The 20,830-nt window shown below is 62.0% G+C and carries 18 protein-coding genes; 6 read left to right on the plus strand and 12 right to left on the minus strand.

Annotation, left to right across the window (positions count from 1 at the left end):
* Positions 1–52 precede the first annotated feature (52 nt).
* Complete coding sequence (locus B0E55_RS12880; protein WP_080909831.1) at positions 53–1,027, minus strand: helix-turn-helix transcriptional regulator; 975 nt, start codon at positions 1,025–1,027, stop codon at positions 53–55.
* 102 nt (positions 1,028–1,129) lie between these two features.
* On the opposite strand from B0E55_RS12880, the gene B0E55_RS12885 reads away from it, so the two are divergent.
* Positions 1,130–1,597 carry a VOC family protein gene (locus B0E55_RS12885; protein ID WP_019745645.1) on the plus strand — a complete coding sequence of 156 codons (468 nt, stop codon included), beginning with the start codon at positions 1,130–1,132 and terminating at the stop codon, positions 1,595–1,597.
* Positions 1,598–1,982: 385 nt separating this feature from the next.
* Here the strand turns inward: B0E55_RS12885 and aztD are convergent, their stop codons facing one another.
* Complete coding sequence (gene aztD / locus B0E55_RS12890; protein ID WP_080909832.1) at positions 1,983–3,230, minus strand: zinc metallochaperone AztD; 1,248 nt, start codon at positions 3,228–3,230, stop codon at positions 1,983–1,985.
* A gap of 235 nt (positions 3,231–3,465) precedes the next feature.
* Between aztD and B0E55_RS12895 the strand changes: the two genes are divergently transcribed.
* On the plus strand, positions 3,466–4,206 hold the full coding sequence (locus tag B0E55_RS12895; RefSeq protein ID WP_157902080.1) for an alpha/beta fold hydrolase: 741 nt from the start codon (positions 3,466–3,468) through the stop codon (positions 4,204–4,206).
* On the opposite strand, the gene B0E55_RS12900 is transcribed toward B0E55_RS12895, so the two are convergent.
* The 9 genes from B0E55_RS12900 to B0E55_RS12940 form a co-directional block, all read right to left on the minus strand.
* The gene (locus tag B0E55_RS12900; protein WP_080909834.1) at positions 4,192–5,463 is read right to left on the minus strand and encodes a benzoate/H(+) symporter BenE family transporter; all 1,272 of its coding nucleotides are present in this window, start codon (positions 5,461–5,463) and stop codon (positions 4,192–4,194) included. The two genes, B0E55_RS12895 and B0E55_RS12900, sit on opposite strands and share 15 nt — an antisense overlap.
* A 4-nt stretch (positions 5,464–5,467) precedes the next feature.
* A complete protein-coding gene (locus B0E55_RS12905) occupies positions 5,468–8,170 on the minus strand; it encodes a helix-turn-helix transcriptional regulator (RefSeq protein WP_080909835.1) in 2,703 nt (900 codons plus the stop codon).
* A complete protein-coding gene (locus tag B0E55_RS12910) occupies positions 8,167–9,552 on the minus strand; it encodes an MFS transporter (protein WP_080909836.1) in 1,386 nt (461 codons plus the stop codon). Before B0E55_RS12910 ends, B0E55_RS12905 begins: the two co-directional genes overlap by 4 nt.
* Before the next feature lie 44 nt (positions 9,553–9,596).
* The gene (locus tag B0E55_RS12915; protein ID WP_080909837.1) at positions 9,597–10,379 is read right to left on the minus strand and encodes a 1,6-dihydroxycyclohexa-2,4-diene-1-carboxylate dehydrogenase; all 783 of its coding nucleotides are present in this window, start codon (positions 10,377–10,379) and stop codon (positions 9,597–9,599) included.
* A complete protein-coding gene (gene benC / locus B0E55_RS12920) occupies positions 10,376–11,929 on the minus strand; it encodes a benzoate 1,2-dioxygenase electron transfer component BenC (RefSeq protein WP_080909838.1) in 1,554 nt (517 codons plus the stop codon). Before benC ends, B0E55_RS12915 begins: the two co-directional genes overlap by 4 nt.
* A 30-nt stretch (positions 11,930–11,959) precedes the next feature.
* Positions 11,960–12,469, minus strand: coding sequence for a benzoate 1,2-dioxygenase small subunit (gene benB, locus B0E55_RS12925; RefSeq protein WP_080909839.1), 510 nt, complete (start codon positions 12,467–12,469; stop codon positions 11,960–11,962).
* An 11-nt stretch (positions 12,470–12,480) separates the two neighbouring features.
* Entirely contained in the window at positions 12,481–13,878 is a 1,398-nt protein-coding gene (gene benA, locus B0E55_RS12930) for a benzoate 1,2-dioxygenase large subunit (protein WP_003940124.1), read from the minus strand.
* A gap of 262 nt (positions 13,879–14,140) precedes the next feature.
* On the minus strand, positions 14,141–15,769 hold the full coding sequence (locus B0E55_RS12935) for a 4-hydroxyphenylacetate 3-hydroxylase family protein (protein WP_020971036.1): 1,629 nt from the start codon (positions 15,767–15,769) through the stop codon (positions 14,141–14,143).
* Positions 15,770–15,780: 11 nt separating this feature from the next.
* The gene (locus B0E55_RS12940; protein ID WP_019745631.1) at positions 15,781–16,350 is read right to left on the minus strand and encodes a flavin reductase family protein; all 570 of its coding nucleotides are present in this window, start codon (positions 16,348–16,350) and stop codon (positions 15,781–15,783) included.
* 275 nt (positions 16,351–16,625) lie between these two features.
* Between B0E55_RS12940 and B0E55_RS12945 the strand changes: the two genes are divergently transcribed.
* Positions 16,626–17,564 carry an AraC family transcriptional regulator gene (locus B0E55_RS12945; RefSeq protein ID WP_047889028.1) on the plus strand — a complete coding sequence of 313 codons (939 nt, stop codon included), beginning with the start codon at positions 16,626–16,628 and terminating at the stop codon, positions 17,562–17,564.
* Here the strand turns inward: B0E55_RS12945 and B0E55_RS12950 are convergent.
* A complete protein-coding gene (locus B0E55_RS12950) occupies positions 17,561–18,331 on the minus strand; it encodes an IclR family transcriptional regulator (protein WP_029537119.1) in 771 nt (256 codons plus the stop codon). The genes B0E55_RS12945 and B0E55_RS12950 overlap by 4 nt on opposite strands.
* 198 nt (positions 18,332–18,529) lie before the next feature.
* On the opposite strand from B0E55_RS12950, the gene catA reads away from it, so the two are divergent.
* Genes catA through catC form a run of 3 tightly spaced genes read left to right on the plus strand, consistent with a single transcriptional unit; the run spans position 18,530 to position 20,815 of the window.
* Positions 18,530–19,369: a catechol 1,2-dioxygenase gene (gene catA, locus B0E55_RS12955; protein WP_080909840.1), complete on the plus strand. Its 840-nt coding sequence runs from the start codon at positions 18,530–18,532 to the stop codon at positions 19,367–19,369.
* 29 nt (positions 19,370–19,398) lie between these two features.
* Complete coding sequence (locus B0E55_RS12960) at positions 19,399–20,520, plus strand: muconate/chloromuconate family cycloisomerase (protein ID WP_019745627.1); 1,122 nt, start codon at positions 19,399–19,401, stop codon at positions 20,518–20,520.
* Between the two features lie 13 nt (positions 20,521–20,533).
* Positions 20,534–20,815 carry a muconolactone Delta-isomerase gene (catC, locus tag B0E55_RS12965; RefSeq protein WP_020909384.1) on the plus strand — a complete coding sequence of 94 codons (282 nt, stop codon included), beginning with the start codon at positions 20,534–20,536 and terminating at the stop codon, positions 20,813–20,815.
* Positions 20,816–20,830 lie beyond the last annotated feature (15 nt).

Genomic DNA, 20,830 nt, shown 5'->3' on the forward strand with positions numbered 1-20,830 from the left:
CCCACGGACGCACGGTTGTGTTGGAGACCTGGATCTCATTCACAACGACTGCCTAACTCGCAGCAGTCGCGGCATTGCGGGCGGCGAGTTGTGCGAAAGCGTGGGTCAGTTCTGCCGGGCCGACGACATCGATGTCGGTGTCGAATCGGTTGAAGGAGGCTGCCAGCGCCGCCCAGGACCATGATCCGGCTTCGAGGCTGCACTGGTCGGGGCCAAGATCTTCGACGGCGCCGTCCTCGACAAAGGGAAGAACATAACTGGCTGGTCGATGGAGAACGACCTTGCCGTGGCACGGCCATTTGTTGATATGTTCCGATCCCTTGAAGCGCGCGGCCACGTATTCGCTCACGTCACCGCCGGGGATCCCCTTCGGTGTGAACCGCGGGCCGTTCGGGGTGCGTGGAGTGATGCGATCGGCGCGGAAGATTCGCCAGTCGTCTCGCTCGAGATCCCACGCGACGAGGTACCAGCGACGCTTGGAGGTCACCAGATGATGTGGCTCCACGCGGCGTGGGGGTGTTATTTCGATGTTGTCAGTTGAGCGGCCGTTCGAGTAGTCGAAGCGGAGCACCTCGCGAGCGCGCACCGCTGCGGAAATCGCTACGAGCACCTCAGGGGACACCGAGTCTGCGTCGCTGGAATCGGTCGAAATCGTGGTGAACGTGAGTGTGTCGAGGCGATGGCGCAGACGCGACGGCATCACTTGCCGCAAGGTGGTCAGCGCACGCACTGCGTCCTCTTCGATGCCGACGCCGGTCAGCGTCGCCGCCTGCAGAGCGACTGCCAAGGCGATGACCTGATCGTCGTCGAACAGCAGGGGTGGTAGCTCGCTGCCGGCGTCGAGTCGGTATCCGCCGTCCGGGCCCATGGTCGCCGCAATGCTGTAACCCATCTCCCGGAGCCGGTCGATGTCGCGGCGGACCGTGCGGTGGCTGATGTCGAGCCGCTCGGCGAGTAGAGCGCCCGGCCAGTCGCGCCTCGTCTGCAAGAGGGACAGCAGATTCAAGAGCCGAGTGGTGGTCGCCATGTCGTGAGACTACGACGAGTCTAGGACGAAAACAGTCCTATACGGCTGTGAGAGTCGACGTTGTCAGGGAAAACCCGGGCGACGTTCGTACTAGGAGCAGACATGAGCATCAAGACAACGACCCACCTCAACTTCCGCGGAGACGCCCGCGCGGCTCTGGAGTTCTACCAGTCCGTCTTCGGTGGCCAGGTCACGATCGCAACCTACGGCGACTTCGGAATGCCCAAGGATGTGCCTGGCGCTGAGAACATTGTGTTCGGCCAAGTCGAAACCGCGGACGGCTTCAGCGTGATGGCGTACGACATCCCCGGACAGTCGGGCGGCTCGACCGCCAATGCCGGCACGACGCACCGCGAGAACGGCACCACGATCACCGACCAACCGTTCTTCGTCTCGGTTCGCGGTGAATCGCTCGAAGAGGTGCAGGGTTACTGGGCCAAACTCTCTGTCGGTGGATCCATCATCGAGGGTCTTGCCGCGGCGGCGTGGAGCCCCGGATTCGGCATGCTCACCGATGCGTTCGGGGTGACGTGGATCCTCGACGTCGCTGCCGGCGAAAACCCGGCCTGATCATTCAGACGACAAAGCCGCTGGCACCGAAAGGTGTCCAGCGGCTCCAGCGCGTCGGTGCCCGTCTTGCGCCTCTCGGCAAGTGGCCACTCGAAGTGGCAATTCTGGGATGGTACCCGGGGCAAAGAACCGAACACCGACACCATCTACAACGAACCTCCATACGGAGTTATTCCATGCTGACTTGTGCCGCGGTCAATTGTGGTCCTGCTCATCGCTCAGCTCCGGCAGAGCTGGGCGACAACAGCTCCGATTGTCCGAGGTGCGCGTCGTAGCACCTCAAGGACTGCCTAAGTGTCGAGATTCCCTGGTCAGTAGGCGAAGCACGAGAACGGCTCAGGCCCTCATCTCGGTGTGAGATGGGGGCCTGAGGTGAGGATCTGAATCAGCCGGTGACACCGGTCAATTCGTTGGGGGCGTGATCGAGGGTGGTCTCGGTCAGGATGCTGCCGTCCTCGAGGTCGACGGCGATCAGCTTCTTCGACGTGGGATCGGTGACGTACGCGGTGTGGTCTTCCACGAAGAGTGCCGGCCTGGGCTCTTGCCACTTGGTGGGCTCGGTCCATGCGTCGATGACGGCGATCTTCTTGGTGACGACGCCGGTGTTCGGGTCGATGACGTGGATGGCGCCGTCGGTGCCGAGCACCAGTGCCTCTCCGTGCGGTCCGCGGCCGAGTGAGCGGAAGGTGTAGCTGGTGCCGAGGTCGACGAGCTTGAGATCGGACGTCGTCGTGTTGGTCAGCGAGACCCGTTGCGGACGTTCGAGTTCGGCGTCCTTGTCAGTCTTGTAGTCACCCAGGACGATGTCCGACTCCTCCGAGCCTGCTTGATTTCCGATGCGGCCGTATGCATCCGGACTCTGGACCTTGGTGATCGCTCCGTTCTTGTACACGAGCAACCCGTCCTGGCAGCCCAGCACGATGGCTTCGCCGGCAGCGACTGCTTCGCCGTGGACACCGGGGCACTGTTCGTTGCGCAGGATTTCCTTGCGGTCGGCATCGAGGATGGCAATGCCGTTGCGGGACTCCGAATTTCCGATGGTCGTCAACAGGCTGCCGTCGGCAAGTGCGACCGCAACGCCGTGATGGGGTTCTGGCGTGGTGTACGTCTCGACGCGAGGTTGGCGTTTTGCCAACTGCGCCGGATCGAAGATCTCGACGAGTCCCGAGCCGTCGTTGAAGAGGACAGTCTTTCCGGCATGGCGTACAACGTGTCCGGGTTCGTTGGCTGCGAACTCGACCTCGGACATCGCGGGATCGGCTGTGTAGTAGTGGGAATGGTCGCCGTGGGCCGAGGACCACGTGCCGGTATCGAGCACCTTGAACGCCTCACCCGACGAGATCATGACGTGGCGACCGTCGCCGGCCGGGTTGAGTCGCGTGAAGCCGTTGATCTTGGTCTCGCCGACCACGTCGAGCGAAGTTGCATCCAACACCAGGATGCCGCCGTCGTAGGAGACTGCGAGACGCGGTGTTGCCGAGGCTTGTTCGGTGGGTGCGGACGCGGTTGTCGTGGTGGTCTCCGACGGGGCCGAGTCCTTGTTGTCGGACGAGCAGCCCGTGACGAGGGCGAGTGAGAGGCCAACTGATGTGGCAAGGGTGAGGCGCCGCGACATGCGGGTGTTGAGGTGCATGGGTATAGATCTACTGCTTAATGTAAATGATTGTCAAAGTCGAGTATGCGAATGTTCGCATGCCAGGGCAGTCGTCACGGGATCAGGAATGTACTGGAGATCGCCTGGCGTGCGCCGAATATCCGGTGCTGGTGCGTTCACTTTGGGTATAGCGCTAGTTCAACTAGGCATTAGTGCACCGATGTCGGCAGGAACATGCTGTAGATCACATCGGTCGATCGAAAGCTGGAGAGCAATGGCGCAGTTCATGTTGATTCATGGCGCAGGACACGGAGCCTGGTGCTGGGACTATGTGGTCGAGGCGCTGGAGAGACGTGGGCACACGGCTCTGGCTACCGATCAACCGGGCTTGGGTCGAGACACGACGAAAGCTGAAGAAATAACTTGGGAATCAACGCTTTCCAAGCTGTCGGCTGAGCTGGTTCAACTGCCTGGGGACGTGATACTTGTCTGCCACTCGATGGGCGGAACACTGACGGCACAACTGACAGAAATGCATCCGACGCGTGTTGCTGCTGCCGTCTACCTGGCCGCGACCCTGCCTGGGGACGGGGAATCCTGCCTTAGTAGTTCGCAAGAGGACAGTAGCGCTGCGCGGTTGTTCTTCGCCTGCGATGAACTCGGGATCGACCCTGAGGTTGCCTTGAATTTGTACCCGATGCTCTTGTTCGGGGACTGCGCCGACGAGGTGGCGCGAGAATCGATGTCAAACCTTCGCCCGCAACCGATGAGTGTTTTCAGTGGTTCGGTGTCGCTGACGCCGGAACGGGAAGGGTCTGTGCCTCGCTACTACATTGAAACCCTTCGCGATCTTGTCATCACTCCTGCACATCAACGTGAGATGGTCTCCCGGCGCTCCTGTGAGAGGGTATTTACTTTGACGACGGGGCATTCCCCCATGCTCGCGGCACCTGCGGACGTTGCCGATATCCTCGACCAAATCGCCCAAAGTCTGCCGAGTTCAACGCGTTCGTGAGATCGCGACCCGGTCGGGGTAGTCACCACGCTCGAGGATTCGCGAGGCGATGACCCCGAACACGAGTCCCCAGAAAGCGCCTCCGATATTGAGTAGTTCGACGTCGGAGATCGTCACGAGAAACGCGATCAAGGCCCCGAAGGCGAATTTCCCGCCGAATGCGGTCACGAAGGCTCCCTGTAAGGCCTTGAGCATGGCCAGGCCACCCAGAGTGACGATGAATGCCATCGGAGTTCCCAACATCATCGCGACGAAAGTCGGGGCGAACAGTCCGAAGACGACGGCGAGTAGGCCGCAGAAGATTCCGGCGGTGTATTGGCGTGCCCGCTCTCCCGACGCTGTGAGCAACGCGTTCGTCGGCCCGGTCAGGCACGTCGACACGCACCCCACCGCCGCGTTCACGAGAGAGAACACACCGCAGGCAACCGTTGCTGTCCCGATCGGCGGTTGATGACCGGCTGCTCGGAGGACTGCGATTCCTTGGCCGTTCTGCACGACGACGACTGTGATCGCCAGCGGTACAACCAGTTCGATCATCGCTTGCCAAGACCAGGTTGGCGTGGTCAGCATCGGATGCGCCAGCCACCCATGCGCGTCGCCGACGGAGTTGAATCTTCCGGTCGCGAGTATCACGACCACGCCGACGATCAAAGCGCCGAGAACGGGCGGAACGAATCTTCCCACCTTGGCGAACACGCTCAGAGCGACGAAGGCGGCGATCATCGGCAGGGCGATCACCGCGTCGTGAGCGGGCGCTTCGACCAAATCGGTTCCGAAATGAAGGAAAACACCCGCCACCATTGCCATTACGATGGGCATGGGTAATGCGGCCATGATTGGTGTGACCCACCCGGTCAATCCCAACAACAAGATCAAGGCGCCGGTCGCGAAGAACGCTCCGAGCACTTGCTCCCACGGCAGATGCTCCAACGACGCTCCGACGACAACGGTTCCAGGAATCGTCCAGAAGAAGGCCAGCGGCTGCCGGTACAACCAGGAAGCCGTGATGGTCAAAATGCCGTTGACGAAGAAGGCACCGAAAAGCCAAGAGGCCAATTGAGCTTGGCTCAGTCCACCCGCCAACCCCGCGGCGAGAATGACTGCTACCGGCCCGGTCGCCGAGAAGACGATGCCGATGATTCCGTTGGCAATGGACGTTCCGCCGAAGTCGTGCACGACGCGCTTCGGGCTGTAGAGCGGTTGGGGGAGTGGCTCGGTGACGACGCGAACGGGCGCGGTCGTCGAAGTGTCCGACATGTTCTCAGTTCTCCTGATGTGGATCCGAAAGCCCCCGGTCGCGGAACAAAGCTGCGAGTTCGCTCCGTGATCGCAGTCCGAGCTTCGCGTACGCGCGCGTGAGGTGATATTGAATGGTCTTGACGGAGAGAAACAATTCGCCGGCAGCTTCCTTGTTGGACTTGCCCGCCGCGACAAGGTCGGCGACGGCTCGCTCTTGCGGAGTCAGGTCGGTGATTCCCTTCTCCGTCCGCGAGAGGTTCAACCCGCCCGCGCGGAGTTCGCGCTCGCAGCGCTCGACGTAAGTAGCGGCGCCCAACGAGTGATATAGCTCGCGGGCGGCCCGGAGGACGACGTCTGCCTCTGCGCGTTTTCCCGCCCGGCGGAGAGTTTGGCCGTACGCAAAATTGATTCGGGCTCGGTCGTAGGGGAGTGGCAGCGTCTCGATGCCGAGTAGTGCAGCATCGAAACTTATTCTTGCCGAGTCGAGTTCGCCCCGTGCGCCGTGGATCCGGCCGCGAACGTAGCCGAGACGTGCCGCAGCTGAGCGGTGCTCACGATGTCGTGCCGTCTGCTCGTGTGGTTGCAGAAAGGCGTCGGCATCATCGGCTCTCCCGACCATGACCAGTGCATTGGCGTAGAGATCGACCCACGGCCAGAACCCTGGCTCGTCTAGCCATTGTTGCGCCTTGCTCGCGGTGAGCGGAGCCAGCGCCACCAGGACTTCGGCGTAGTCGGCGGCGGCCTCGGCAACCTGCGCTCTGGCGAGAAGTGCAGGAACGTACATGATTTCGTAGGCGTGGACGCCGGCGTACGCGCGTCGCACGTGGTCACGGGCCAGTTCCCAGTTGCCGCGCAGAGCGTGGATCTGTGCTCCCGACCAGTGGACCAACGGCCGGATCATCTCGATCTCGAACCGATCCACCTCGGCCCCGGCGCCCTCGACGGTCGAGAGCGCTTCGTCCCAGGCGCCGAGCGCGAATTGAGTGCGGGCGAGCCAGGCCTGTGCCCACAGCGAGATTCTTGCCGAACCACTGGAAAACTCTGTGGACACCGCACTTTCGAGGTCACGTCTGGCAGACTCCGGGTGATCCAAAGCAAGCTCGAGCCATCCGCGTCCCATCTGGAAACGCTGTGCTTGTGCTCCGGGGCGGACGCGATCGGACAGTTCGTCGTATGCCGCGAGCGCATTCTCGGTTCTTCCGGTAGCGCCGAGCCCGAGACCCTTGATCGCTTCGGACTCCACTGCTGCGGGATCCGAAGGGCCCACCAATTCGACTGCGCGGTCAACCCACTCGACGAGGGCTGTGCCATCGAGCCGAGCCAGAGAATGAAGGACCATTCGTTGGGCGATCATCGCAGCGGTGCCTGGCTCACGGTCCACGCTGCAGCTGTCCCACGCTCTGGTCAGAAGATCGGCGGCCTCGGTCGGTCGCCCTCGGTGAATGGCGAGGTAGCCGAGGACGGCGTCGCGGAGAGGCCCGCGCGAAATACTCTCGATCTCCGGCACGAAGACCATGGCGCGGGGGATGTCACCCGATCCGGTCAGCGCGTCGACTCCGCGGAGCAGACGGTCCTCGTGTTCGGTTCTGGCAGTGGTGAGACGGCTTGCCGTGACCATGGCGTCGGCGACTTCCGACCACGCGCCGTCGGATGCTCGTAGTGATGCGTACGCAACGAGTTCGGCGGCGAGGTCCTCGTCGTGGGTGGTGCTGGCGGCGGCAAGGTGGAAAAGCCGCTCACCTTCTCCCCAAGCGATCTCGGCTGCGCGAGTGTGCAGCAGATGCAAGTGCGCGGGCCCCAACGCCCCGCGCACTGCGGCCGCGACCATCGTGCTGCTCAGTGACACTTCGGTGCTGCCGCGCTGCTCGTGGACGGAGAGGAGACCGCTGGCAAAGGCGCTGTCCAAGGCGCCGACCACGTCGTCGATTTCGGCTAGCTGAGCAAGATGCGACAACGTCGTGCTGCGCCCGAGAACTGTTGCGGCTTCGATCAACGTTCGTGCTCCCGCCGAACACGCAGCGAGGGCGGCGGCGATCGCCACCGCACGATGACGAGGGACGGGCAAGGTTCGGTGCCACTGGGTCCAATAGGCCGGTGGCAGCTCGTCGAGGAGCGAGACGATGTCGAGTGTGTTGCCCGCGGTGAAATCCTGAAGTTGAAGCGCGACGCCGGAACTGAGGTCGATTCCGCTTCGCATGCGCGCGATGTCGATGATGACGGCTGTGTCGAGGGGGCTGATGTGCAAACGCGTCGACCAGTGCAGGTCGAGAATCTTCCTGACATCCTCGCGCAGGAACGGGGTTTCCTCGGCGACGAGGACGAACAACAGTGGGGCCGTTCGGCCTCGATGAAGGGCGGAGGTGATTGCCTGAAGCGAGCTGACATCGCTGTGATGGGCATCATCGACGACGATCAGGGTCGGGTGCTCCGCTGCGTCGACGATCTCGTGTGCAACGGCTAACGGCTCCGAAATGGATACCGGACGTTCGAGTAGTTGTTCGATCACCCCGAAGGCATTGTTCGATTCCCACTCCAACCCACGAGCGCGGCGGAGCGTATGAGCGGAGGAGATTTCGGCGAACCGGTCGACGAGAGTGGACTTACCGCTACCGGCATCGCCCTCGACCAGCACGAGAGTCGGCACTCCTGTCTCTGCCGCGGCCAGGGCTCGGCCGAGAACGGCGAGCTCGCGTTCTCGGCCGAGCAACAGGTCACGAAGTGTCACCCGACTACCGTAACGCCGGGCTCACCGCGGGTTTCCTTTTCGGCACGGACTTCATCGGGTCGAAGTACGGTGGTGCCCAGTTCGGGTGCTTGCTTCGGCACGAAGAAGGTGACGATGGCGCCCAGCACCGCGATGCCTGCGAAGACATAGAATGCCGATTCGGAACTGATTCCGGCGCTGATCAAACTTCCTCCGATCAGTGGCCCGAATATCCCGCCCAGACGCCCGAATCCGGCGCACCACGCAACACCTGCGGCCCGAGCGGCCGTCGAATAGTAATTGGACACGAATCCGTAGATCAGAACCTGAGTACCGATGGTTCCGACACCCGCGATGGCAACGGAGGCGAGGAGTACGGGAAGCGGAAACCCGAATGTGAACAGGAGCAGGGCGAGTGCGGCCAGGCCGAAGGTGGTTGCGACAACCCGCTGCGGACCGGTGACGTCTGCGATCTTGGAGGCGAGAAGTCCACCGATGATGGCACCGCCGTTGAGTACCAACAGGAACGAGAGCGAACCCTTCGCGTTGTATCCCGCGTTTTCCATGATCTTGGGCAGCCAGGTGTTGAGTCCGTAGGTCAGGAGTAGGCCGGCGAAGCTCATGAGGCCGAGAAGCGCGGTGCCCCAGACATATTGTCTGCTCGCCAACGCTCGGAAGCCGACTTTCTCGGCTACGGCACCGTTGGGTCGATCTGTACCGACAGGCAATGGAATTCCAGTTTTCGAGGAAATGGCGCGAGCTTCCTCGACACGTCCGCGAGCAATCAGCCACGCGGGAGACTCGGGCAGTTTGAACCAGGCGAGTGGGAACAGGAACACCAATGGCAGCGCGCCGATGAGGAACAGTCCGCGCCATCCGATGGAATCGCGGAGAACGATTGCCAGGACGGAAGCCATGACGCCACCGGCCGGGACACCGCTGTAGACGATGGCGTTGAACAGATTGCGGCGTCCCGGCGGCGCGAACTCGGCAATCATGGCTCCGGCGGTGGCGACAAGCCCACCGACACCGATGCCGGTGAAGAACCGCAGCAGACCGAAGGTGGTGATGCTGGTGGCGAACGCTGCCAATGCCATTCCGACCGAGAACCAGATGATGTTGACCAGCATCATCTTTCGGCGACCGAAGTGATCGCCGATCGCTCCACACGTCAGTGCGCCGACCATCACTCCGACGAGTGCATACGAACCCAAAGCGCCGGCCTGAGATGCGGTCAAGGTGCCGATATGGCTGGGGTCGTCCATGAGTACCGGCAGGATCGTGCCGTACACGACCAGGTCGTATCCGTCGAACAGAATGGCAATGGCGGCGATGGTGACCACCCACAACACTGACGAGCGATGGCGGGCACTGGCCCAGGAACCACGTTCGATCGAGGACATGGCGAATCTCCGTTCGAGAGATCAGGAATCGGGGGAGGCTGGATTCAGCCGAGGTCGCCACCGGCAACGGGAAGGACCGTTCCGGTGACATACGAAGCCTCTTCGGAGGCAAGGAAAGTGATGGCGGCAGCCTGTTCGTCCAGGGTGCCGTAACGCTTGAGCAGCGACGAGTCGACGGTCTGGTCGACGATCTGCTGGTGCCAGGCCTTCTCCTCGTCGGTCTCGGCGCCCGGCCCGCGTGCCACGACGCGTGGTGGCGCCTCGGTTCCGCCGGGAGCGGTTGCCACAACCCGTATTCCGTGTTGCGCGACCTCCATTGCCAAGGCCGCGGTGATCGCGCTGACCCCGCCCTTGGCCGCCGCGTACGGAACACGGTTGACGCCGCGGGTGGCGACCGAGGAGACATTGACGATGGTGCCGCTCGCCTGCTTGATCAGATGGGGCAGTACCGCTCGACACGTCCACAGCGTGGGGAACAGCGATCGTGTGACCTCGGCTTGTATCTGCTCCGGCGTGTAGTGCTCGTAGGGTTTGGCCCAGATGGTCCCGCCGACATTGTTGACCAGGACGTCGATGCGCCCGAAGTGCTCCAACGCGGAATCTATTGCGTGTTGGGCACCTTCGAACGTCTCGAGGTCCGCCGTCACCGAATGGGATCGTATCAACGGTATCGCGATATCGTGAACCAGTTCAGCTCGATCCACAAGCGCGACGGAACCGCCTTCTGCGGAAACTCTTTCGGCAACGCTGCGCCCGATCCCCTGAGCCGCTCCGGTGACGACCACGACCCGGTCGTCGAACCGGCCGGCGAAGAATCTCGTGCTCACGACGCCACACTTTCCCGAGCGTCAGTGATGGCGCGGTGCATCGTCGACTTGGCGTGTTCGCTGTGCCGGACGATCAGATCACGGGCCGTGGCGCGATCATTCTGCTCGAATGCACGCACGATTCGTGAGTGATCCTCCGCGACATGTTCGTCCACCCAATCGGCGGTGCGGAGCACTCGGTTCATCAGTTGTGTGACCTCGAGACGGTGGTATGCCTGCAGCAGCACTTCGTTTCCGGTGCAGCGAAAGAGGAAGTCGTGGAACAGGGCATTGGTTTCGGTGAATGCCGCTGCGTCCGTGAAATGATCGCGGTCGATGGAAGTGGCCGAGTTCTCCGCCAGAATGCGGTACTCCGTCAACTGTGCCGGAGTGAGGCGGCCGATGGTGAGTTCCATTGCTCCGAGTTCGAGCGCCATCCGAGCGTCGAACTGTGCGTCCGACTCCGTGACCGGCAGGTGTTCTTCACCGATCTCGTACGTGCCGGCTGTAGATTCTTCGGCCGAGGTGGCCGGTGAATCAGCCGGTGCTGCCGCGTTGTTGAACTTTTCGAAGTAGAAGTTAGTGGGTGTGATCGAGACGTCATTGAAGTGCAGACGTACGGCTTCGACCATCGGCGGCGGGCCGCACAGGTACACGTCTACGTTGCCGTCGTCGAGGTGATCGGGCTCGATCAAACCCGTGACATAGCCCTTGTTCGGTGCTGTGCTGTCGGGATCGGATACGCAGTAGTCGAAGGTGAACTGGGGTAAAGACTCCGCGTAGCCATGCAGTTTGTCGAGCTCGACGAGATCGGTGTCGGAGCTGACGCCGTAGACCAGATGAACTGGCCGAGTGGAGCGTTCGGCACGCATCTTCTCCAGTATGGAGAGCAGCGGGGCCAAGCCGGTTCCGCCGGCAAGCAGTAGGGCTCTCCGTTGACCTGACCGGAGGAAGAAGCTACCCATCGGTCCGGTCAATTCGAGAGTGTCGCCTACCTGCGCACGCTGACTGAGATACTCGGACATCAGACCACCCGGGGTGATCTTGACCAGGAACGACGCCGACTCGACCTCAGGGCCGGAGCTGAACGAGTACGACCGCGTCGCTTCGGTTCCGGGAACGAGGATGTTCACGTACTGACCGGGGAGGAAGACCAGATCTGCGCGGTTGTCGACTGCGACGGTGAAACCCACCGTGGAATCCGAATGGCGAATGATCTCGGTGATCGTGGACGTGTACGAACCGGCAGTGGTCTTGGCGACCGCCGACGTGGTGGGAATCTGCAGCACGAGATCTGATTCCGGCACCATCTGGCACGGAAGGCAGTATCCCCGCTCGGCTTCGTCATCCGTCAGGGCCTCCTCGATGTAGTCGCCGGCGTCGAAAGTGCCTGACTCACAGAGCGATTTGCAGGTGCCGCAAGCTCCGTCGCGGCAGTCGAGCGGAATGTTGATTCGTGCGCGGTACGACGCGTCCGCGACGGTCTCGTCGGTGTTGCATTCGACGAAGCGGGTGATGCCGTCTTCGAAACTCAGGGCTACTTGAAAGGTCGGCGCGGCTTGAATGCTCATGGAAACAGCTCGATTCGAAGGGAAGTCGTGTCAGAAGTGGTAGATGTCGACCACGTGATGGATGTAGTCGTTCTTGAGGACTACCTTCTTCTTCATGATCAACGGCTGCTCGCCCGAGAAGTCGATCGTGTAGTGCGAGGTGCCGAAGTAGGTGTCGACCGTGTTGTAGCGAAAGTACAGCGTGAACCAATTGAAGCGGACGTCGACGACGAAGCCGCGTTCTTCGATCACTTCCACGTTGGTGATGTTGTGACCGGTGCGGGGCTCGGGAAGGCTTGTCGCGCTGGAACGGTCAGTCCTGATTCGGAACACGCGATCCTCGATACCGCCGCGATTCGGGTAGTAGATCAGGGAGATCTCTGCGGCCGGGTCCGTGGTCAGCTCGCCGTCGTCCGCCCATGCGGGCATCCAGTACTCGGAATCGGGGTGGTAGCACTCGATCCACTTCTCGAACTCGCGATCGTCCAGATAGCGAGACTCACGGTAGAGAAACTGCTGCACTGTTTCGAGGGCGACGGCATTGGTGGTGGTGACAGTCATGGTGATCGTCCTCAGATGGTCCGGTTGGAAGCGGCTTGCTCGGCATCTACGGCCGCAAGCATGGCGTCGCGCCAGTACCCGTGCTGAATGGGATACAAGCCTTCGTCCTCGGTCTTGGCTCCGCTCGAGAGCACGCGATTCATGCCGAGATCCTTCGCGACGTCGTTCGGACCGGGAATCTGGTGTGTGACACCACGGCTGAGGTCGTTCCACGGGGCTCCGGCTGCCTGGTAGGTCTTCTGGCAGGAACGGAACTCTTCGAGATCGTCCGGGGTGGCCATACCGCTGGCATTGAAGAAGTCCTCGTACTGACGGATGCGGTTGCTGCGTGCTTCGGCGCTCTCTCCCTTGGGAGCGATGCAGTAGATGGTGACTTCGGTCTGGTCCACGGAGATCGGACGGAAGTGCCGGATCTGGCTGCTGAACTGATCCATGAGGTAGACGTTCGGGTACAGGCAGAGGTTCCTCGACGCACCGACCATGAATTCGGCCTTCTTGGAACCGAACTGAGCTTCCAGCTCCGCCTTGCGTTCGAACAGGGGACGGTCCTCGGGATTGCCCCACCACATCCAGAGCAGGAGGTGGCCGTAGTCGTAGGAGAAGTATCCACCGCCCTGCTTCCCCCAGGTACCGGCATCCATGGCTTTGGTCTCGTTCGACGATTCACCGGCGGTGCGGCGAGCGGTGGTAGCGGCGTAGTTCCAATGCGTCGAAGACACGTGGTAGCCGTCGGCACCGTTCTCGGTCTGCAGCTTCCAGTTGCCGTCGTAGGTGTAGGTGGAAGCACCGCGCAGAACTTCGAGTCCGTCAGGTGACTGATCGACGATCATGTCTATGACCTTCGTGGTGTCACCGAGGTGCTCTTCGAGCGGCAGCACGTCGGGGTTGAGGCTACCGAAGAGGAAGCCGCGATAGTTCTCGAACCGCGCCACCCTGGTCAGGTCGTGTGAGCCGTCCTTGTTGAACTGCTCCGGATAGCCGCCGGTGCGAGCGTCCTTGGCCTTGAGGAGTTTTCCGCTGTTGTTGAAGGTCCAGCCGTGGAACGGGCAGGTGAAGGTGGTTCGGTTGTCGGTCTTACGGCGACAGAGCATCGCACCGCGGTGGCTGCATGCGTTGATCAGCGCACCCAATTCGCCGTCCTTGTTGCGGGTGATCACGATGGGTTGACGGCCCATGTAGGTGGTGAAGTAGTCGCCGACGTTCGGGATCTGGCTCTCGTGCGCGAGGTAGATCCAATTGCCCTCGAAGATGTGCGTCATCTCGAGTTCGAACAGTTGCTCGTCAGTGAAGACGCTGCGCCGCACCTGGTAGCGGCCGGTCTCCGGGTCCTCGACGAGCGCGTCGTCGAGGACAGCGCGGATGTTCGCGAACTGGTCGGTGCCGCGGGCAGCATCCAACATATCCGTCATGGGTGTCCTCCAGATAAGAGTGGGCGCCTACCGAGAAAGCCGAGGGCTGTCGGACAAAATCGGTGGGACCCGCTTTCCGGACGGGGCTGCGTCCGGTACTGAATTCACCTTGACATCGTGTGTCTCGGGTCACACTAGGCAATTGCCTAGTCCTGACCAAGGGTGCAGTGTTCGTCGAATTCTGCTAGATGGGCCATGCCTGCTGAAGACGACGACAAGGGCGGACTCGACAGCGCGAGTCCGCCCTACCTGCCGAGGGGGGTTACCGGTTCTTGAAGAACGAGACGTCGTCGTTGCCGATGAGGTCAGGGACCGTCCAGCCGTCGAGGTCGTATTCACTCAGGCACTGCTCGGCCAGTCCCTTCATGGAACTTGCGTGTCCACGATTCTGGGCTGCGAACAGCAGTTCCGCCTTGACGTTTTCGTGGTTGCCGGAGTAGTTGCGCTCGTAGAGTTCGTGTCGGCCGCCGAACTCGGTGCCGATCGAATCCCACAGCGCCTTCATGACTTTCACCCGGTCGACGGCGGTGATGCCGTCCGAACCACGAACGTACTTGTCAAGGTACGGACGCACGTCCGGGCTCTTGAAGTCGAGTGAACTCGAGGGCAGGTAGATCAGGCCCGACGCCACGTCCTGTTCGATGATCTCCTTGATCCGCGGGTACCCCTGGATCATGAACATTCGATAGGTGAGGCCGTACTCGAGCTTCGGTATCACCGAATCGCCGACCCACTGTTCGGGATCGCGTGCCATCGATTCGGTCAACGACCAGAAGAGGTTTCGCCACCCGATCACCTCGCCGACACGGGTCTGAACTCCGCGGAAGCCGCCAGCGCCGGTGGCTTCGAGTGCTTTCATCAACAGTCCGGCGATGAAGTCGAGCTTTACGGCCAGGCGAGTGCAGCCCTGAAAGGTGAAGCGCGGCAGGAAACCCGATTGAGGGAAGAATGCGTTGATCCGGTCGACGTCGCCGTACATGAAGACGTTCTCCCATGGAACCAGCACCTTGTCGAAGACGAAGATGGTGTCGTTCTCGTCCATGCGGCTCGACAGCGGGTAATCGAACGGACTGCCCATCACCGCAGCATGTTCGGTGTACGAGGTGCGGCAGATCAGCTTCACACCCGGAGCGTCCATCGGTACCGTGCAGATCAAGGCGAACTGCTTCTTCTTGATCGGCAGACCGTAGTGAGCGATGAAGTTGTAGTTCGTGATCGCCGATCCGGTGGCGACCACCTTGGCTCCGCTGACGATCAAACCGGCGTCGGTTTCCTTCTCCACCTTCATGAAGACGTCGCCGACTTCGTCAGGTGGAAGTTGGCGATCCACCGGGGGATTGATGATCGCGTGGTTCCAGTACAGAACCTTCTCCTGCGATTCGCGGTACCAGCGCTCGGCGTTGTCCTGGAACGGTGCGTACAACTCCTTGTTGGCGTGGAGGGTTCCCAGGAAACTTGCCTTGTAGTCGGGGGAGCGGCCCATCCAGCCGTAGGTCATACGTGCCCACGTCGCGATGGCGTCGCGTTCCTTGAGCAGATCAGCCGACGACGTCGGAGTGCGGAAGAACGGCATGGTGACACCGCCGTTGCCCGTGTCCGTCGGAACGGTCAAGGCGTCTACGTGCTCGCCCGTGTGCAGAGCGTCGTACAGCCTTGCGGTCATGCGGATCGGATTCCGGAAGGCGGGGTGCGTCGTGACGTCCTTGACGCGATCACCGTGAAGCCAGATCTCGCGACCGTCCTGCAGGCTCGAGATGTACTCGTCGCCCGTCATCGGCCGGGTGGCGAAGTTCTTCGTGCGGTTGGCTTCGCTGTCGGCGGCCGGATTGACCTGTGGCGCTCCGGAATCTGCGGGGTCGACGCCGGTGGGAGGAATTTCGGTGGTCGTCATGGCAAAGCCTTTCAGATCGTTTGGGGTGCGGGCTGAAGATGAATCGGGGTGAAGGAAGTGGTGGCGTCGAACCATCCGCTGTGGGGGTCGTCCTGACTGCCGTTCCAGACTGTGGTCGACGAGGTGGCGCCTAGGTCGTGAAAAGTGCTTCGGTAGAACAGAAGCGGATCCTTGCCACTCGACTGCGCATCCACGATCTCACCGATGAAGATGATGTGGTCACCGCCGTCGTACTCCTTCCACGGGACGCACGAGATGGTTGCTGCGGCGCCGTCGAGCAGGGGGGCGGTCGGTCCGTCGATCCACTTCGGTTCGGTGCGCTGCGGTCGGCCGGCAAAATGCATGGCCGTGTCCACTTGGTCGGCGGCAAGGATGTTGACGGCAAACGGCGCGTTGCCGAGGTAGCCGCACGCCTTGGACTTTCGCGTCATCGTGATCTGGCACAGGCGTGGTTCCAGGGAGATTGCCGTGAATGCGGTGACGGTGGCTCCGTGTGGCTGACCGTCGGCGTTGGTGCAGGTGATGACGGTGACGCCGCTGGCGAATTGGCCGAAGATGCCTCGAAGCTGATTTTGTTCCATGACCGGACCTCCTTGTCGGATGGCTGGTGAGTGAGGGTGCCGCGAAGTGCGGGAGGCGGAGGTGCTGGACGACTCGCGCCGGGAGTGAAGACGAACGTACGGCGAGCGCGGCGTTCGGTCGATCCGTACAGCGCGGTGTCTATCCGGATTGCGCACCCGATCGAAGCCTGTATCCGTTTCCTCTTGGAAGTGACCGGGGACACAGTGTTCAATGATGTTCAGCGCTCATGCTCGGCAATGTGGCTGGTCACGGGTTTGGAAGGTGAAGAAGGACGATGGTCGACTCCAAGATCGGTACAGCTCCCCGCGACTGGGACGAGGCGTGTGATGCGGTTTCGGACGCCTATTTTCCGCACACGCTCACGCCGTTGTCACGGCACGCGGCCAGCGGAGTCGGGGTGTGCACCGCCGAGTTGGGACCGCTGAGGATCGCTCATATTCGATGGGGAGCAGACGTCGCGGTCGAATCCGAGCATCCCGGTGCCTACGGGGTGAACATCCCGCTCTCGGGCGAGCTCGAGTCGGTGTTCGCGGGCTCGCACGTGCTCTCGACGGAGGGCGTTGCGACGGTGTGTCCGCCCGACATCACCACAAGAATCACGCGGTGGAGCGCGGACTGCGAAATTGTCGGAGTCCGGATGGACCGTCAGTACCTCGACCGCGAGATGGAGAAGGTACTCGGCCGGCCCGGAATGCACTTGCCTGATCAGGTGGATCTTCGGGGAGACGACGGAGCCAGATGGCTGAAATTTGTTCGCTCACTGTCGGATCAGATCCTCGGCCCGGTCGGCGTGCTGCACAACGAACTGGTGGCAGCTCAGCTCTCCGGTGCCGTGGTCACGGCATTCGTCCTCGCTGCAATGCCCGAAAGTGAGGACGCGGTGCGACATGCCAGGCCACGCATCGTCAAGCGGGTGCTCGACGAGATGCACGACGACCCGGCGCGCGTGTGGACCGCAGCAGAGATGGCCGAGGTGGCGGGCGTCAGCGTACGGAGATTGCAGGAGGGATTTCGGCAGTACGTGGGCCGGAGTCCGTCGGAATGCCTGCTCGACATCCGCCTCGAGCGGGTCCACGCAGATCTGGTGGATGCCGACGACTCGACGACGGTCACCGATGTCGCTGTGAGATGGGGTTTTACGCACACCGGACGATTCGCGTCGTCTTTTCGGCGTAAGTACGGTGTGTTGCCTTCCGAAGTATTGAGAAGTTAGCTCCGGTATCCCATGTCCGCGCTGAGCTGATTCGCCTTCTCGACGAGGAACGGTGCGACGTCGGCGCGAAAGGCTTCCGGGGTTGTGCGTCCGGCCGAGGTAGAACACGCTGCCACACCGACGACGCTTCCGCCGGCGTCGCGGACGGGGGCGGCGAGGGAAATCAGGCCGTCTTCCAGTTCCTCGGACGTGAGTGCATAACCCTGCTCGCGCACCACTCGAAGTGCGGTGTGGAATGCGCCTTCGTCGGTGATCGTGGTGGGTGTGAGGGCGTCGAACGTGGAGTTCGCGATGACTTTGTCGACGATTTCGGTTGGCGCCCAAGCTAGCAGGGCGCGGCCCATGGAGGTCGCATATGCAGGCACTCTGGTACCGACGCTGACGTTGATGCTCATGATCCGGCGTACGGGTACTCGCGCGGCGTAGACCACGTCGACGCCGTCGAGGACCCCGAGCGACGCCGACTCGTGGGTGTGTTCTGCGATCTCCAGCAGGCGGGGGAGCGCCGCCTCGGTCAGGGCATGTGATGCCGAGAAGTGCTGGCCGATGCTTAGAACGCGCGGGGTGAGCGACCACCGACTGTTGTTGCCGGTGACGTATCCGAGTTTCTGCAGGGTGAGGAGGATACGCCGGACCGCGGGGCGGGAGAGGCCCGTTTCGGCGGCAAGATCTGCGAGCGACGGGTTGGGGTTCTTCTCGTCGAAGGCCATCAGCACAGCGAATCCACGCTCGATGCTCTGGATGTAATCGCGATCGTTCTCGCTCACGGAATGACCTTTCATCTGCGGGTATGCCTGATCAGTGCCCTCGAAGGTTGACAAACCTTGTGACTGGGCGCACAGTACAAGCGTACGCAGAGCGTAACAGATGTACGCACAGCGTACAACCAGACTTGGGAAGCCGACTCAGCCCAGCAGTACGGCACCCACCCGGTAACAGCCACATACGGCCCCGAGGAGGACCACATGACCACTTCCGAGAGCCCCACCGCAGTAGGTTCGGGCACGGCCGCCACCGACAAGTTCCTCCAGGAACGAGTCAGCGCGGACACCCCGCCCGAGCGCGTCTCGGCCATCGCCAAGGACGTGCTCGAGTCACTTGCCGGCGTCATCGACAAGCACGGCATCACCTACCCCGAGTACCGCGTACTCAAGCAGTGGCTCATCGACATCGGCCAGTTCGGCGAGTGGCCCCTGTGGCTGGACGTCTTCCTCGAGCACAACGTCGAGGAGGTTGCGTACCGCGGCCAGCACGGCACCAAGGGAAGCATCGAGGGCCCCTACTACGTCGCCGACGCCAAGACGTTGCCATCCAAGTGTGAACTTCCGATGCGTGACAACGAGGTTGGATCGAAGCTGGTCTTCGAGGGCCAGGTTCGCGATCTCGACGGCAACGGGTTGGATGGGGCCACCGTCGAGCTGTGGCATGCGGACGACGAGGGCTACTACTCCCATTTCGCGCCGCACATCCCCGACGGGAACCTCCGCGGAACGATCGTGACCGACGGAGCGGGACGGTTCGAGATCACCACGATTCAGCCTGCGCCGTACCAGATCCCGACCGACGGCCCCACCGGTTGGTTCATCGAGAAGGCCGGCTGGCACCCGTGGCGTCCGGCTCACCTGCACCTCATGGTGAAGGCACCCGGCAAGCGCACGATCACTACGCAGCTCTATTTCAAGGACGGTGAGTGGATCGAGAACGACGTGGCAACTGCCACGAAGCCCGAACTGATTCTCGATCCGAAGCCGGGTGCCGATGGAATCAACCGGGTCACGTACGACTTCGTGCTCGACCCGGCCTGATCCACAACTGTTCGAAAGAAAGTGATTTGATGACAGACCTGTCGATCGTCTCCATCGAGACGACCATCCTCGACGTTCCTTTGGTCCGCCCCCACAAGTTCGCCACCACGTCGATGACGGCGCAGCCGTTATTGCTGGTCGCGATTCGCACATCCGACGGTGTTATCGGATATGGCGAAGGTGTCGTTCCGGGCGGTCCGTGGTGGGGCGGCGAATCGGTGGAGACGATGCAGGTCATCATCGAGAAGTACATCGCGCCGGTGGTGGTCGGCAGGCGTGTGGATCAGATCACCGCGATCATGGCCGACATCGAAAAAGTTGTTGCCAATGCACGATTCGCGAAGGCCGCCGTCGACGTGGCGTTGCACGACGCCTGGGCTCGTAGCCTGGGAGTCCCCGTGCACACGCTCCTCGGCGGGGCTTTCCGCGAGAGTGTCGACGTCACGTGGGCACTGGGTGCTGCGCCGGCGGACGAGATCATCGAAGAAGCTCACGAAAAGCTCGAATCACGGCTCAATTTCAGCTTCAAACTCAAAATGGGAGCACTCGACCCGGCGGTCGACGTCGCGCGCATCGTCAGCATCGCGCAGGCGCTCGACGGCCACGCCGGCGTCCGCGTCGACGTCAACGCGCGGTGGGATCGCTTCACGGCGCTGCGGTACCTGCCACAACTCGCAGACGGTGGAGTCGAACTGATCGAACAGCCCACTCCGGCAGACCAAATCGAGGTCCTCGCCGAACTCAGCAGGCTACTACCGATTCCGATCATGGCCGACGAGAGTGTGCAGACCCCACACGACGCTCTCGAAATCGCCCGCCGGAGCGCCGCCGATGTCATCGCCCTCAAGACCACCAAGTGTGGTGGCCTCCAGCGCAGCCGCGACATCGTCGCAATTGCCAAGGCCGCCGGTATCGCGTGCCACGGTGCGACGTCCATCGAAGGCCCGATCGGCACCGCCGCTTCGTTGCACTTCGCGTGCGCCGAGCCTGGAATCAACTTCGGAACAGAGCTTTTCGGCCCGCTGCTCTTCAGCGAAGAGTTGCTTCAGGAACCCCTGAAGTATTCCGAGGGTCAGTTGCACCTCCCCGCCGGACCTGGACTGGGAGTCGAACTGAACATGGACGCCGTCAAGACCTGGACCAGGAACTAGAGGATAGAAGAACATGGCACTCTTTCACGTTCGAATGGACGTCGATATTCCGCGCGACCTGGATCCGGAAGTACGCGCCGATACCGTCGCAACGGAGAAGGCGTACTCGCAAGACCTTCAGCGACAGGGAAAGTGGGTGCATCTGTGGCGAATTGTGGGACAGTTCAGCAACATCAGCATCTTCGACGTCGAGTCGGCTGACGAACTCCATGAGATTCTCTGGAACCTCCCGCTGTTCCCGTACATGACCATCGAGGTCATGCCGTTGACGAAGCACGGATCTTCGATCAAGTAGAGCCTGCGCGGGCGG

This window comes from Rhodococcus sp. 66b, from assembly GCF_002076325.1.
Classification (GTDB): domain Bacteria; phylum Actinomycetota; class Actinomycetes; order Mycobacteriales; family Mycobacteriaceae; genus Rhodococcus_F; species Rhodococcus_F erythropolis.